Raw genomic sequence first — 15,129 nt, 5'->3', positions numbered from 1 at the left:
GATAAATTAAGCGGATTGGATTTAAAACGAATTGATTTTCGAATGCTGCCGCCAAAAAAACAATTAAAATGATTATACGAACAGCTTAATATACGTTAAAATCCAATTTCATAACAGATAAGCCATGCATCAGAATCCTTTAAAAAAACACATTCAGAGTTTTCAAGGTTGTCTTCACGGGGGATTAATTAAGGAAAGCGCGGAAAAATACGGCCTTTCCGAAGATGAGATTTTGGATTTCAGCGCCAATCTCAATCCTTTAAAAACACCATTTGACCATCCCGAATACGGATTAGATTTTCTGAAGCTGGCCGCGGAGTCATATCCCGAAACTTACAATTATCCCGATAACCGGTATTTAAGATTCAGAGAAGCTGCGGCATCCTTTTTGAATTCGGGAATCACGTCAGACATTCGCCTGACTGAAGAAAACATAATTCCCGGGAACGGATCAACCGAAATCATCCGCTTGTTCTGCCAATGCGTTTTAAACGACGGCGATAAAGTCATTATTCCGTACCCGACATTCGGCGAATACGAAATCCAATGTCGCGTGCAGAATGCCGAAATCGTATACATTCCGCAGGAAAAAATCGAAACAATCACCGCCGAAGAATTAACACAAATCGGCGCAAAAATCCTTTTTATTTGTAATCCGAACAACCCGACAGCCGTTCTTCGAAAACGCGAAGATTTGATGTTGCTTGCCGAAAAATGTAAAAAATCGGAAACGGTTTTGTTCATGGATGAAGCTTTTATCGAGCTTTCCGACCCGCTCCAATCCGTTTGCGATTTGGTCGCGGACAACAAATTCATCTTTATAATGCGGTCGCTGACCAAATGCTTTGAAATTCCGGGAATCCGTCTCGGCTTCGGTGTGGCGCACCCCGAAATTGCCGGCGCGCTCAACGCGGCCCGTCTCTCATGGAACCTCAGCCCGCTTCAGGAAAACGTCGGCGCAGCCTTAATGGAAATAGACGGCGGCGTCAACAGTGATTACCTGAAAAAATCCAGAGAATTGATTTTAAAAGAAGCGAATTTCCTCAAAGAGGAGCTCACCAAAATTTGGGGATTCAAACCGGGTGTTGCGACAACGAATTTTCTGCTTGTCGATATCAGCGAAAGGACGGTCAAATCAACCGAACTCGTCGAACGTTTTGCCAAGAACGGCATATTGATCCGTAATTGCATTTCATTCCACGGCCTCGGTGAAGATTACATTCGCATCGCCGTTCGAACCCGCCCCGAAAATGAAAAATTTATCAAAACAATTTCAATCGTTTTTGACGAATGGGCAAAAGATTTCGCGGACAGCGAACTCAAATCCGCTTTGACGACACACAAACAGGGACTTCAGCAAAACAAACGGGAGACGTGTGAATATTACCCGTGCCATTTTGAAGGCCAGGACTGCACTTTCTGTTACTGCCCGTTCTACCCGTGTAAAGACGAAAGAGGCGGCGGCAAATACATTCAAAGTTCCAAAGGCGGTCAAGTCTGGAGCTGCGTAGACTGCTACATTCCGCACATTCCATCTGTTGTTGAAAGCATGATGGAAGGATTAATGGAAGAAGGAGAAACGGAAGACATCCTGAAAAAAGAATGGGATGAAATCATACTCCCGATCATGGAAGAAAAAGATGCCGACCACGTTCTCGAATTATGCCGGAAAATCAAAGAAGAAAACGAGAAAAATCCCCCGAAAAAGGGTAGGGTATCTTAAATTGTGTTTATAATTGTGTTGTGAATTCATATCACACGTTGCGATGTTTATCTGCCGGAGCCGAATGTTATGGTTTTAGAATTATTCCAAACGCTGACGCCTTTATATCAGCATTTATCGGATGCATTTACGTACACGTCAGCCGAATTGATTTTGGTTCTGCTTTTAGCCGTTTTAATTGATTTAATATTCGGCGAGCCCCCGACTGCTGTCCATCCGGTTGTTTGGATCGGAAAGCTGATCGGGTTTTTGAAATCAAAAGCACCGAAAACACACCGAAAACTTTACGGAACGCTGATGGCTTTAACAGTCATTTGTTTTGCCGTTTTGCTGGCAGTTCTTGTTGTTTTGATTGCGCATTACGAACACATGCCCGACATCATCGGGATTTTAATTCAAGCCGTTTTCCTGAAAGCGACATTCGCCATCAAATGCATGGTTCAGCCGGCGAAGGAAATTCAAAAAAAAATGGACAACGATATTGAAACGGTGCGAAAGGAATTAATGACATACGTCAGCCGCGACACTTCCGCCCTGAGCAAGAGCCAGATTATATCAGCCGTTGTGGAATCCATTTCGGAAAATTATGTCGACGCGTTGCTGACCCCGATTTTCTTTTACGTCGTATTCGGTCCGCTCGGTCTGCCCGCAGCATACCTTTTTAAAGCGGCCAGTACGCTTGATTCGATGGTCGGGTACAAAAATGAAAAATACATTCATCTCGGCTGGTTTTCCGCCAAATTCGATGATGTTTTGAATTGGATTCCGGCGCGGCTTTCGCCGATATTTATTGCAGTCGGCGCCGGCGTTTCAAATTTCATGACAGGCGACCTTGAAAAAATGAAACCCGTTGACGGACTGAAATTGGCATGGAAAGAAAACAAAACGACACCGTCTCCGAATTCCGGTTGGCCGATGGCGGCCGCGGCCGGAGCGCTTCAAATCAGATTTGAAAAGCCGAATACGTATGTCATCGGAAACGATTACAGAGAACCGGAATCACAGGATATTTCACGCGTTTCAATATTAATCATTATGACTTCAATCAATTCCGCCGTTGCCGGTGTTTTGGCAATCGGCTTGATTTGGTACGCGGCTTCACTGATTTAAACCGGGAAAGGAAAATAAAGAATAAAAAAGTTAATGAGAGGGAGAAGGATGAAATTATCAAACATGGACGACGGCTTCAAAAAAGAACAGCCGAATGTCATTGAAGAAGAAACTTCAAAAACCATCATGGATGTTTTGAAGGGATTCGGCATCAGTTACGCGGATTTGGAAAACACCGCGATGGAATTTTATGTGCCGCATCCGGGAATTGAAACCGAAGAAAAAGCGCGCGCATATTTTAAGAGAGAATTCGATTACGCAATCGGCGACTCAAACCTTCAGCTTTTGATTTATACCGCTCTTCTCTTGGAAAAAGAAGGAAAAGAAGGCACCCTCCCCGGCCTCAGTAAAAAATCATATGAACAGGACCTTTCCTTTATCATTGCCGATGAAATTCTCGGTGAAGCCGTTGCCGGATATATCGGCGGTACCAAAGGCAAATTTGAATTCGTCCGTTTTGATAAAAACAAACCCGGAATAATAAAAGAGCTGGGCATGTTTATGGACGACATCATCGGCGGCCTTCTCGGCGGCGTTTCAGCCAATATGTATTCACGCGCGATGTCAGAGTTATCGGAGGAAAAGAAATGACACTATGGGAAGCCTTTAAAGCGGGTTTCGGATTTTTATCCGTCATCCCAGTCGGAATCACAATGGAAGGCATTGACGCTTTAATGAAACGCCTTTATATGTACCCGATTGTCGGTTTCTGCCTCGGCATTTTAATCGGCATCATCACATTCGTTGCGGAAATCGTCCTCCCGACGCCGCTGACAATTATTTCAATTATGCTTGCCGTTTACGGAATTATTTGGTTCAATCATTTAGACGGCGTCTCCGACCTCGGCGACGGCATGACAGCCCACGGCTCATTGGAAAAGAAGAGAAAAGCGCTCAAAGACATGGCACTCGGCATCGGCGGCGTTGCGTTTGCCGTTCTTTTGATGCTGTTCTTTTATTCATCCTTGACAGCTCTTGAAAATGCAATAAGAATGGGGACAGGAATTGGCATAAATCCAATCGTAACCGGCATAACGGGATTAATCATCCCAAGCCTTGCTGATGCCGGCATATCATTCGCTTGGGCATTGGCACCGGCATTTTTGCTTGCTGTGACAATGATTGTCGCTGAAACAAACGGCAAGCAAGCCATGCTGACAATTGCGACATTCGGCAAATCCTTCAGCGAAGGACTCGGCTCAATGACGATTGCCGGCGGCACCCGCAAAAATTTCACAATCGGATTCATTTTTACGGCAATTGTTTCATTCCTGCTGCTTGGTTTAATCGGTCTTGCCGCGCTTATTGTGTCAACGCTTTCGGCACTCATTATATTAAAAATCAGCAACCGCCACTTTGAAGGACTCAACGGCGACGGTATCGGAACCGCCAACGAAGTCGGCAGAATTATCACAATCGCCACGGTTGCCGTTATCCTTTCTTGGTTATACGGAGGGATGATTTGGACGCTTTAATTATGGCCGGCGGACTTGCGCAGCGTATGGGTTGCGGCGAAAAATCCTGCATTGAATTAAACGGCAGACCGCTGATTTCATACATTATCAACGCGCTTGACGGCGCAAAAGGAATTGACAATATTCATGTCTCCGTCACGCAGGCAACGCCTGAAACGAAGAAATTGATTGAAGCCGACTATCCCGAGATTCATTTAATTGAAGCTGCTGAAGGCAGTTATGTCGGGGATATGATATATTCGATTAAAAAAGCAGAACTCATCGGCCCCGTCATGGTGGTGATGTGTGATCTGCCGCTTGTCCGCTCCGACATCATTGATGAAGTGCTTGAAAAATACGAAACGTGTGATGAACCGGCTCTGTCTGTTTATGTGCCGATTGCGCTTTGCAAAAAAATAGGAATTCGACCCGACACGGTGTTTCATAAAAATACGAAACTGATTGTGCCGACCGGAATCAATATTTTAGATGCGTCAGACATCAATAACGAACAGCCGGATTACAATTATATTGTTGATGATCCGCGGCTGGCAATGAATGTCAACACGCCTGAAGACTTGGCAAAATGCCGCCAAATGCTCTCGGAAGGATTTGAATAAAAAATCAGAGTATCAGAGATAGATGAATCATAGATGAATCAAAAATAGGATACCAAAAAATAAATTGAAACAAGATAAAAGATAAAATAAAAAACGTGTTAAAGCTGAAATTTCAGTCTTTAACATTTGTTTCGATTCGTTTTGCTTCTTTTGAAAGGAACGCGAAAAGCTCCATTCCCCATTGGTGAGAGCGGTCGCCCGAACTCAGAATGTATCTGGAGTCAAATCTGTTGTCGCTGTCAAACAAGCCGAGCAGCACGATATTATTCGTCACAGAAATTTCCGTAATGCCGAGCCCGTCCGGAATGACATAGAACTTTGTATTTTTCCAGTCCAGGAATTTAACATCGTCCAATTCGGCCGTTCCGTCGTAAACATATTCAGACAAAATTCTGTCAAAAACGGACTGGGAATAAATCAATGTTAAATCGCAGCCGTTCTTAATCATGGTATTGTACATTTTATTGTACTGCGGCTGGAAGAAATTCGAGAGCGTTCCGCAAAATGTCGCGTCAATCATTGCTTCGACAACATCTTTGTTTGCGTCAAAGACGTGCGCCAAGTCGGATTCAAGCAACTTGCAGGGACCAAGCTCCCCGATGCGGTCAAGAAGATCTGTCGGAATACGCGACAGGTCATGTGTTGCCCAGTATTTTTGGTTGTTTTCGTAAACACAAAGAATGTTTAAAAGCTGTTTTGAATTATTCGCAATGGCGCGTCCCATATCTGTCAAATAATAAACGCGGTCTTTGCTGGTGATCAGATCCCATTCCTCTAATTTTTTTATTTGCGGAATCATCGCACCCCAATTAACATTTAACTTATCTTTAATGTCGTCAGATGTCTGCGGCCCCTCAAGTAAAAGAAGGAGCAGATTCTTTCGTTTATCGGAAAGAAAAATTGTATCTATTAAACACGATTTCATATTGATGTAACCTCCATAACATCAACAAACTACGGTTTTCAAAATTGCAAGCCCAAAAATCGACAATCGAGATCCCCATCCCTTCTCGACTTTTGTGGAAAGCCTTTCATCGAACAAATCCTAATTCGTTGTCGGCATTTCTGGTAAATTATGTACCTGAATTAACCACATTGTAATATTAGAGAAGATAGGATTTGAATGTTTCGATTGTAAAATTAAAAAAGAGAATGATTTTGAATAAGAGTGCGGAAATTACAACGCCGTTAGAATCGGATTTTACAATACAGCCATTAAAATGCAACACTATGTTAAAAGTTTTTCGGCAAAATATATTGAATATATATTAAAAATACCGGAAATCGATCAAATCCGATTAAAAATAGCAGAAATCAGTCAACCTGATTAAAGATAGCAGAAATCAATCAACCTGATTAAAGATAGCAGAAATCAATCAACCTGATTAAAAATAGCAGAAATCAGTCAACCTGATTAAAGATAGCAAAACTCAGTCAACCGATTAAAAATAGCAAAAATCGGTTAACCCGATTAAAAATAGTAAGAATCAAAATTCAAACTATCAAGATTCATACCATTCCGAATCATCCGAATCATTTTCGCACTGAATGGCTGATTCATCAAGGACGGCTTCGTTTTCAGAAATATTTGTTTGCACTGCCGCTTTTGAAATAGCGTCGGCAAAATCAGATAAATAATCGGAACAGGATAAACTGTTGTAAATAAATTTCTTATTCGGCTGAATGTTGCGTTCAATGGTTTTTGAATGCGGAACAATAACGACAGGAATGCCGGTTTGTTCGGCAGCGCGTGTCATCGCTTCTCTGAAATCACCGATACAGTAAGCGATTCTGTATTCATAATTGTCTTTTGTCCGTTCCAAATATTCGGAAATTCTTTGGGTTTCGGTTTTTAAGAAATCCCGTTTCACTTTCGCGACATTACATTGCCCCATCATGAAAGAATAATTCATAAAGGGATATTCGACATCGAGTTCTCTCGGAACGACGCCGCAGGTTCCGAAAGTAACGATATGAACATCTTCTTCGCCCAAAAGAGAATAAATGATTTCATCAAATTTCTGATGAGACGGACTTGTATGATACGGTTTCTTTTTGGAACACGGTACAAAAATACAAATTTTGCGTGACGGAATTTCATATTCAGTTACGATCCATTCATTGGCGCGTTCCATATCCGGATGGTGAATGATATTCTCAGTATCGAGCGGTTCGTTTGAACGCTCCTCTTCAGGAATGATGCGGGTCATTAAATTCCTAATGCATCTTCTCCTATTAAAAAAAGCCGTTGAAATCAAATTAAAAAATCATTGAAATCAAAATTTAAAAAAACCATAAAGCATAAAAGAAAAGGAACATATTAAACAAATTATTAAAAAATCAGGGTTGGAGAAAAAATGCCGGTTATAAAATTAGGAATTGATGAAGCGGGAAAAGGGCCTGTCATCGGCCCCATGTGTATTGCCGGCGTCTCTGCGACAGCGGAGCAGGAAAATAAACTTAAAATTCTGGGCGTTGACGATTCCAAAAAACTTTCTTCGAAAAAGAGAGAACAATTAGCGGTTTCCATTAAAAAATACGTGACATCGTGGTATGTTTACGAAGTTGAGCCGAAACAAATTGACGATCTCAGAAAAATCATGACGATGAACGAAATCATGGTTCTTTGTTTTTCAAAAGTGATGGAAGAGCTGTCGGTTCCTGAAGAAAACGCGTTTAACATTGTGATTTTAGATGCCGCTGACGTATCGGAAGAACGATTCGCCCGCCGCGTTCATGACGAATACGCCAAAAAATTTGAGAAACGGGCGGACCAAGTTGAATACATTTCAAAACACAAAGCAGACGCAATCAGCCCGATCGTATCAGCCGCCTCCATTATCGCAAAAACGCGCCGTGACGAATTGATTGAAGAAATCAAGAAAAGAGAAAATGTGGATTTCGGAAGCGGTTATCCGTCCGACCCGAAAACAAAAACATTTTTAGAAAATTACGCGAAAGAGCACGGCGATTTTCCCGATTATGTCCGAAAATCCTGGAAAACGGCTGAAAATCTGCTTTGATTTTTTTCTTTTTTGATTTATTTTCGGGTAAACAGAAATATCGGTTTTTAAAAAATAGATTTAAACCCCAAGCAACCACCGCTAATTTTCATTTCACTCGAAGCATAAGCGGAGAGTGAAATGGAAATTTGAGGATTCGTACCCGCCTGATACAGCAAAACCAAAAAACAGCTTTTTGAGACAAATACATTTTCCGTCTCGATCGACTTTGCTGCGCGTCCGACTTTGTGACTTGCATCTGCTTTTTTTTATCACATCCGTTCGCTTGCGCGAACGGGACTGCCGTCACCTGCCGCCTTTGTTTTTGCCGCTGTCGCCATCGGATTCTCACCGCAAACAAAACTGCTGCCACCGTGCGATCTGCATCACTTTTCATAATATTACAAAAACGAGAAACAAGGTTTGTAAATTAAAAAAGGAAAAAGAAAATACAATTTCAATAAATTAATCGCAATCAATCAATCTATTGATGAATTAAACGGTTCGAAGCGCATCAACCGGATTCATGTCTGCCGCCCGCTTGGCCGGATAAGCGCCTGCGATAACGCCAATCAGAACCGAAATAACAATTGCCGCAACGATTGCGCCGTAAGAGAGCGACATCGAAATTCCAAGCAAGGAGGAGCCGACATAGGAAATGAAGAGACCCAAAACCGTCCCGATGGCGCCGCCGATGACACTGATGACGATTGATTCAATGATAAACAAAATCAAAACATCAGAAGATGTGTAGCCGAGCGCTTTTAAGGTTCCGATTTCTTTTGTCCGTTCGGTCACGGTCACAATCATAATGTTCATGATACCGACAGAGCCGACAATCAATGAAATGCCGCCGATTGCGATTAAGAAAAGCTGCATCGTTTGAGTCATGGAACTGACCTGCTCCAAAATTTCAACCTGATTCATCGTCATAAAAGGAATCAAATCATCGTTATCCAAATTCCGTTCGGAAACGCCTAAATTTCGGGCCAGATTTTTTTCGATCTCGGCATCTGTTTCCTTGACTGTTTCATTTGATTCCGTCATTGCAAACATGCTTGGATAATCATCGCGCCCCGACATATCTTTTAAAACCGAAAGCGGCACATAGATGGCAGAATTTGAATCCGCGCCCGTCACAATACTTGTATTTTCCGACCCGGAAAGGCCTTTGACACGGAACGTTTGCGTGACATACACCTTTGTGTCATTGTTATAAACAGTAATTTCAATAGAACTGCGCGTCGTGATTTGATTTTTATATTCTTCCTGAGCAATTTTTTTCCCGATAACGACGGCGGAAGTGTCCTGATCACTGATAAAAACGCCGTCATACATCGGAATGACGCCGATTTCCTCGTAATCTTCCAGCACGCCTATCACTCTAAAATCATGCGATTCCCCCATAAAAGTCACATTGCCGTCAACGCCCAGAATCGGAGAAACAGCGACAACGCCGCGCGTGTTGCGGACGACTTCAACCTGCTGGTCAAAAAATAAATTTTCCTTTAGCGACATAATCATTACATAATTAGAGCCGCTGGAACTGATTTGATCAGAAAAATAAGCGCCGAAGCTGGCACCGAGCGTAAAAGTGGCGATAACCGCCGCAATGCCGATAATGATGCCGAGCGCCGTCAATCCGGAACGTAGTTTTGAACTTTTTAAGCTTTCGACCGCCATTTTCGCGCTGTGAGAAATACTGATCATTTTTTTCACACCTCAGATATCCCTCAATGCGTCAACCGGATTCATTTTCGCGGCACGGTAAGACGGCTGCGCGCCGGCCAAGACGCCGACTGCAATAGATAAGCCGACACCGATTAAGACACCGGAAAACGGAATTGCCATCGGAAGTCCCAGAATGTTTGCGCCGATGTAAGCAATTGTAAGGCCAAGAAGCGTCCCGATCAGCCCGCCGATTGCGCTGATAATAATAGATTCAATCACGAAAAGCATCAAAACGTCTTTAGAAGAATAACCGAGCGCTTTAAGCGTTCCGATTTCACGTGTCCGCTCCGTGACGGTGACAATCATAATATTCATAATACCGACAGCGCCGACAACCAGCGAAATGCCGCCGATTGCAAGCAAAAACATTTGAAGCGTGTTTGTCAAAGTGCGGACCTGTTCCAAAAGTTCAGCTTGATTCATCGTCATAAACGGAATTTTTTCATCATCATCCAAATCCCGCTCGGAAACACCGAGATTTCGCGCGAGACGGCGTTCGATTTCATCCGTCGTCGCATTGATATCTTCACGTGAATCGGACATAGCGTAAATCTGTTGGTATGCGTTTTCCCCGGTCATCTGCTGCATAATATGCGTCGGAATTGCGATCAAAGTGTTTTCACTGCCGCCGGTAATCAAACTGGTTTCATCCGACCCCAAAATGCCGACGACCCTAAATGTTTCCGTTACATATTCTTTAGATTCGGAATTGTAAAGCGTAATTTCAATCGTGCTTCGAAGACCGATTTCTTTGCGGAATTCCTCTTGGGAAATATTTTTACCGATAACTGCGACATAAGAATCTTTATCGGAATACATCTGACCGTCATAAATCGGCAGCGACAGGATTTCTATCATGCCTTCCTGCGTCCCGAGAACGGTTAAATTCTTCGCTTCATTCGCGAAAGTGACAAGACCGGTTTGAGAATTATCAGTCGCAACACCCGTCACACCCGGCGTATTTCGGACAATATCAAGCTGAGAGTCATAAAAAAGATTCGGCTTAGAAGCCGCAATCAAAATGTAATTTGATCCTTGTGTGTCCAACTGATCTGTAAAATAACCGGTAAAACTGGAGCCGAGCGTAAAAGTCGCAATGACTGCGGCAATCCCGATAATGATGCCAAGCGCCGTCAGTCCTGAGCGAAGCTTGGAGCTTTTCAAGCTTGCAATTGCCATTTTCAAACAATAAGACAGACTGATCATTTCGGCATTCCTTCTTTGTCATTATTCCGGTTCATTAAAATTATTTTTAAGCTTTTTCTAAAATTGTTTCATTGCTCATAAATTCTTCCGGAAAATGAAACCGGATTTCGATTTTTCAAAATCGAAAAACGGCTTCAGTATTTCAAAGAAAACGGTTTCAAATTTTTAAAGAAAACGTCATCAAATGCTTCAAAGAAGTCGTTCTCAAAGTTAAACCGTTCTCAAAGTTAAGCCGTTCTCAAAGCATCGACCGGATTCATTTTTGCCGCGCGCCGCGCCGGATAAACGCCTGCGATAATGCCGATAACCATAGAAATGAAAATGCCGAGGAACAACATGCTCAACGGGAAACCGGCCGGCATGCCGAGCAAAACGGCACCGATATAGGAAATAATTAAACCGATTAACGCGCCGGCAAATCCGCCAAGGCCGCTGATAATAACGGATTCAACCAGGAACAAAACCAAAACATCTTTAGATGTATAACCGAGTGCCTTGAGCGTTCCGATTTCTTTGGTTCTTTCAGTGACTGTGACAAACATAATATTCATAATGCCGACCGATCCGACAATCAATGAAATGCTGCCGATCGCAAGCAAAAAGTATTGGATTGTTAACACCATACCATTGACTTCCTCAATCAAATCTGCCTGATTGATGAAATAAAGCGGGACGGCACTTCGATTATCATATTCACGCTGTGAGATTCCCAAGTTACGCATCAAACTCAATTTGATTTCTTCTTCAGTCTCATTAAGCGCTTCCATGGATTCAGCCGTTGCGTAAACGCTGCTGTAGAAATCCTTTCCCGTCATTTCCTGCAAAACTTCGATCGGCACATAAATCGTCTTGTAAGAGCCGATTGTAATCATCGAAGCCGGTGTTTCCATAACGCCTTTGATTGTGAAAGTTCTCGTAACATCTTCATTATTTTCATTTTTGACAGTCATTGTAATTCGGGAACCGGTACCGAGTTCGTTCTTGAACTCATCCACTGCAGTATCGTGCCCGATAACCGCCATGAATGAATCTTTATCGGTGATGAAACTGCCTTCTTCGATTGTGACCGACGTAACGTTTTGATAATCTTCAGTCACGCCGTATATTTCAATCGTTTTCGTCTCCCCCATAAATTCAACGTCTGCCGACGCGCCGACCACAGGAGATACATCGACAACGCCTTTCGAATTGCGAATAACGTCAATCTGTTGTTCATGAAGCAAATCCTCTTTATACGCGCCGATTGCGATGTAATTTGATCCGCTTGCATCAACTTCGCTGCTGAAATAATCGCCGAAACTGCTGCCAAGCGTCAAGGTCGCAATCACTGCCGCAATCCCGATAATGATACCAAGCGCGGTCAGACCGGAACGCAGCTTAGAGCTTTTCAAACTGGCAACCGCCATGTTCGTACTGTATGCAAGATCAATCATCATCTCAGCTCCATCGTATTCAGCTTCATCGTCTCAGCTCCATCATACATCTTCATCGCTTTCGGCTTCATCATCACAGATCCCTCAATGCGTCAACAGGATTCATTTTAGCGGCGCGGTAAGACGGCTGCGCACCGGCCAAAACGCCGACAAAGACAGACAATCCGACACCAATCAAGATGCTTGAGTAGGGGAAAGCCATCGGCATGTCGAGCAAAGATGTCAGCACATACGCGACCAGCAAACCGAGAAGTGTTCCGATAATGCCGCCGAGAACGCTGATAATAATGGATTCGATGACAAACATCGTCAGGATATCTTTGGCTGAATAACCGAGTGCTTTGAGCGTTCCGATTTCTTTGGTGCGTTCTGTCACGGTAACAATCATAATATTCATAATGCCGACAGCGCCGACAATCAGAGAAATGCCGCCGATGCCGACAAGGAAATACTGAAGCGTTGACGTTAAGCTTTGGAATTGCTCAAGCATTTCGATTTTATTGTAAGTTGTAAACGGCACTTTGCCTTCATCATCCAAATCCCTTTCAGAAACGCCCAAATTACGTGCCAGCCGGCGTTCGATTTCATCTTCCGTTTCATTGATAGAATTGACATCATCCACAACGGCGGTCATTACATTGAAATCTGTTCGGCCGGACATCTGCTGCATTGTTTTAATGGGAATGAAGATCGAACTCTGACCGTAGGAATATCCTAATTCCGAATCGGAGCCGGCGATGCCGATGACTTGGAAAGATTCGGTCACGTATTCTTTTGTGTCATAATTGTAAATCGAAATATCCATCGAACTCCGAACACCGATTTCATTTCGGAATGAATCCTCAGCAATGCTTTTTCCGACAACCGCGACATACGAATCTTTGTCCGTAAAGAATCGGCCGTCTGTGAAATTCATTTCCATTATGTCGGCCATGCTTTCATTCGTGCCGATAACCGTGATGTTTTGCTCTTCATTCGAAAAGCCGACCACCCCCGTCGCGCCCCATTCAATGGTCACGCTTTCAACACCGGGCGCGTTTGCGACAAGATCAGCCTGCTGCTGGTAGAAAATACGCTCTTTCGTTGAATAAATTTCAATATACGGCGGTCCTTGGTCCATTTGCGAATTGACAAAGCCGCTCATGCTGTCACCGAGCGTAAAAGTTGTAATCACAGCGGCAATGCCGATAATAATGCCGAGTGCCGTTAATCCGGAACGTAATTTAGAGCTTTTCAAGCTGGCAACAGCCATAGAAATGCAATGAGATAAACTAATCATTGAGACACCCGAACGTTTTGAACATTGTTTTTCAGAAGAATTTAAGAATCAAAAGAGTTGGCAGCTTTCGAAACGAATCGAAAAGCTGCGCTGTAACTCTGCATGATCAAAATCATTCGTTTTTCTGTTTCTTATTTTTTCTTGCCGCCCATTTTTCCTGAGCATTTCCTTTTTGGATTTTCAACCAGTCAATCAAAGACATATCTCTCTTTTTCTTGAGATAGAAGTGACCGACAACGGCTGCAATCAAAAGAATGACAATCAGATAAATGATATAAGTTCCAATACCGGAAGACTGTTTAATCACAGGACCGACATCAAGTTCAACACTGTCTTCGTGGTAATTGTCGCCGTTGTAGTAAACAGCTTTAAATTCGACAACGGAATCGCCGACACCCTGAGAAATATTGAATTTGGCAGTGTACAAGTCATCCGGTTTCATTTCGCCGATGAAATATTCAGTCGGGTAGAAAGACATGCCTTCCGCAACCGGAACAATAGAGACGCCGCGAACGGATCCCTGGTGATAATTGACAATGTCGATTTCCATTGTTTTTCCGGAGGCACTCATTGACGCTGCTTTGGACTGGATGGCTTTGATGCCGGAGGAATCAACTTTGATTTCAACATTTCTCTTAATGTTGTACTCGTAAGAGCTGCCGGTGACGTTTAATGTTAAAAGGTAAGTGCCGTCGGTTGTGTTTTCAGGAATGCTGACACGGAACGGAATGGAAATATTATCGCCGGGCGCAATGATACCAAGGTCGTTGACAGCTTCACTCTTGACAATGATGTTGTCTTTGGAATACAAATCGGCAGATTGAATTCTGGCGTTTGTCATGTAAACGCTTTTGTTGGATGTAGAAATGGTTTGGTTGGTCGCGTTGTTTTTCAAGGTGACCCAAATGATACCTTCATCTCCCGGCATAAAAACTTCCGGGCTGCTGGTCACGCTTTCAATAATAAGCGTGCCGCGGTTGTCTGTGTCAACAATGCCGCCGATGTTAACTGTGAATTTTTCTTCAATCCAGTTGCTGCTGTTGTTAGACTTGTACCGGACTGTTAAATCGCGCGGACCGTCAGGCGCATCGCTTGCAACATACATGACATATTCGTGGTAAACTTTGGTACCGGCATAAATATTATCATATGTTTTTGAAGATTCGGAAGACGAAGCGGAGAAAACGCCGTCGGAAACGACTTGAACCGTAACGTTGTTCAAAGTGCCGTCACCGATATTTTCGGCCTGAATCCAAAAACGGATTTGTTGTCCGGGTTGAGCCGGATACGGTGTTTGATCGACAAGCGTGATTTTTAAGCCGGCAGCAGCTGAGGCGGTGCCGGAGAAAATCGAGAGAATAAGCATTAACGCAATGAATATTCGAAGTGCAGAGTTAAATGTTTTTTTAGACATAGATTCACCCATCATAAAAATTAAAACCCTGCTGAGACCAAAACGGCATCCCAAAGTTCTAATGTTTACCAAGATTTGATTTGTAGTTTACAATTAACCTTTATATAAGTTTCCCCAGATTAAATGTATTTAAGATATAAATAAGATATAAAAGATA

13 protein-coding genes are annotated in these 15,129 nt (G+C 43.1%); 6 read left to right on the top strand and 7 right to left on the bottom strand.

Features of this window, described 5'->3' with window-relative positions; genetic code table 11:
* Positions 1-124: 124 nt before the first annotated feature.
* The 5 genes from C7391_RS05420 (at position 125) to C7391_RS05400 (ending at position 4,907) form a co-directional block, all read left to right on the top strand.
* Positions 125-1,723: an aminotransferase class I/II-fold pyridoxal phosphate-dependent enzyme gene (locus tag C7391_RS05420; protein ID WP_133517529.1), complete on the top strand. Its 1,599-nt coding sequence runs from the start codon at positions 125-127 to the stop codon at positions 1,721-1,723.
* Between the two features lie 69 nt (positions 1,724-1,792).
* A complete protein-coding gene (locus tag C7391_RS05415) occupies positions 1,793-2,833 on the top strand; it encodes a cobalamin biosynthesis protein (protein WP_133517528.1) in 1,041 nt (346 codons plus the stop codon).
* 48 nt (positions 2,834-2,881) lie between these two features.
* Positions 2,882-3,424 (top strand): alpha-ribazole phosphatase CobZ, encoded by a 543-nt coding sequence (gene cobZ, locus C7391_RS05410; protein ID WP_133517527.1) that lies wholly within the window; start codon positions 2,882-2,884, stop codon positions 3,422-3,424.
* Entirely contained in the window at positions 3,421-4,308 is an 888-nt protein-coding gene (locus C7391_RS05405) for an adenosylcobinamide-GDP ribazoletransferase (protein WP_133517526.1), read from the top strand. Before cobZ ends, C7391_RS05405 begins: the two co-directional genes overlap by 4 nt.
* Positions 4,296-4,907 carry an NTP transferase domain-containing protein gene (locus tag C7391_RS05400; protein ID WP_133517525.1) on the top strand — a complete coding sequence of 204 codons (612 nt, stop codon included), beginning with the start codon at positions 4,296-4,298 and terminating at the stop codon, positions 4,905-4,907. The genes C7391_RS05405 and C7391_RS05400 overlap by 13 nt, the downstream gene beginning before the upstream one ends.
* A gap of 112 nt (positions 4,908-5,019) precedes the next feature.
* On the opposite strand, the gene C7391_RS05395 is transcribed toward C7391_RS05400, so the two are convergent.
* Complete coding sequence (locus tag C7391_RS05395) at positions 5,020-5,832, bottom strand: helix-turn-helix transcriptional regulator (protein WP_133517524.1); 813 nt, start codon at positions 5,830-5,832, stop codon at positions 5,020-5,022.
* 577 nt (positions 5,833-6,409) lie between these two features.
* Positions 6,410-7,117: a DUF5591 domain-containing protein gene (locus C7391_RS05390; RefSeq protein WP_133517523.1), complete on the bottom strand. Its 708-nt coding sequence runs from the start codon at positions 7,115-7,117 to the stop codon at positions 6,410-6,412.
* 147 nt (positions 7,118-7,264) lie between these two features.
* Here C7391_RS05390 and rnhB point away from each other — a divergent pair, with 147 nt between their 5' ends.
* Positions 7,265-7,930, top strand: coding sequence for a ribonuclease HII (rnhB, locus tag C7391_RS05385; protein ID WP_133517522.1), 666 nt, complete (start codon positions 7,265-7,267; stop codon positions 7,928-7,930).
* 474 nt (positions 7,931-8,404) lie between these two features.
* On the opposite strand, the gene C7391_RS05380 is transcribed toward rnhB, so the two are convergent.
* The 5 genes from C7391_RS05380 to C7391_RS05360 form a co-directional block, all read right to left on the bottom strand.
* Positions 8,405-9,619 carry an ABC transporter permease gene (locus tag C7391_RS05380; protein WP_133517521.1) on the bottom strand — a complete coding sequence of 405 codons (1,215 nt, stop codon included), beginning with the start codon at positions 9,617-9,619 and terminating at the stop codon, positions 8,405-8,407.
* Positions 9,620-9,631: 12 nt separating this feature from the next.
* Positions 9,632-10,846 (bottom strand): ABC transporter permease, encoded by a 1,215-nt coding sequence (locus C7391_RS05375; RefSeq protein WP_133517520.1) that lies wholly within the window; start codon positions 10,844-10,846, stop codon positions 9,632-9,634.
* A gap of 227 nt (positions 10,847-11,073) precedes the next feature.
* Positions 11,074-12,282 (bottom strand): ABC transporter permease, encoded by a 1,209-nt coding sequence (locus C7391_RS05370; protein ID WP_133517519.1) that lies wholly within the window; start codon positions 12,280-12,282, stop codon positions 11,074-11,076.
* Positions 12,283-12,352: 70 nt separating this feature from the next.
* On the bottom strand, positions 12,353-13,558 hold the full coding sequence (locus tag C7391_RS05365) for an ABC transporter permease (protein WP_133517518.1): 1,206 nt from the start codon (positions 13,556-13,558) through the stop codon (positions 12,353-12,355).
* A 112-nt stretch (positions 13,559-13,670) separates the two neighbouring features.
* Positions 13,671-14,972, bottom strand: a complete 1,302-nt coding sequence (locus C7391_RS05360; protein ID WP_133517517.1) for a COG1361 S-layer family protein — start codon at positions 14,970-14,972, stop codon at positions 13,671-13,673.
* Between the last annotated feature and the right edge of the window lie 157 nt (positions 14,973-15,129).

It is taken from the genome of Methanimicrococcus blatticola (assembly GCF_004363215.1).
Lineage (GTDB): Archaea > Halobacteriota > Methanosarcinia > Methanosarcinales > Methanosarcinaceae > Methanimicrococcus > Methanimicrococcus blatticola.
This window is presented reverse-complemented; position numbering and strand designations above follow the sequence as displayed.

Coding starts and splice junctions, on each gene's coding strand:
- C7391_RS05420 (WP_133517529.1), top strand. CDS start 125: ATGCATCAGAATCCTTTAAAAAAACACATTCAGAGTTTTCAAGGTTGT.
- C7391_RS05415 (WP_133517528.1), top strand. CDS start 1,793: ATGGTTTTAGAATTATTCCAAACGCTGACGCCTTTATATCAGCATTTA.
- cobZ (WP_133517527.1), top strand. CDS start 2,882: ATGAAATTATCAAACATGGACGACGGCTTCAAAAAAGAACAGCCGAAT.
- C7391_RS05405 (WP_133517526.1), top strand. CDS start 3,421: ATGACACTATGGGAAGCCTTTAAAGCGGGTTTCGGATTTTTATCCGTC.
- C7391_RS05395 (WP_133517524.1), bottom strand. CDS start 5,832: ATGAAATCGTGTTTAATAGATACAATTTTTCTTTCCGATAAACGAAAG.
- C7391_RS05390 (WP_133517523.1), bottom strand. CDS start 7,117: ATGACCCGCATCATTCCTGAAGAGGAGCGTTCAAACGAACCGCTCGAT.
- rnhB (WP_133517522.1), top strand. CDS start 7,265: ATGCCGGTTATAAAATTAGGAATTGATGAAGCGGGAAAAGGGCCTGTC.
- C7391_RS05380 (WP_133517521.1), bottom strand. CDS start 9,619: ATGATCAGTATTTCTCACAGCGCGAAAATGGCGGTCGAAAGCTTAAAA.
- C7391_RS05375 (WP_133517520.1), bottom strand. CDS start 10,846: ATGATCAGTCTGTCTTATTGTTTGAAAATGGCAATTGCAAGCTTGAAA.
- C7391_RS05370 (WP_133517519.1), bottom strand. CDS start 12,282: ATGATGATTGATCTTGCATACAGTACGAACATGGCGGTTGCCAGTTTG.
- C7391_RS05365 (WP_133517518.1), bottom strand. CDS start 13,558: ATGATTAGTTTATCTCATTGCATTTCTATGGCTGTTGCCAGCTTGAAA.
- C7391_RS05360 (WP_133517517.1), bottom strand. CDS start 14,972: ATGTCTAAAAAAACATTTAACTCTGCACTTCGAATATTCATTGCGTTA.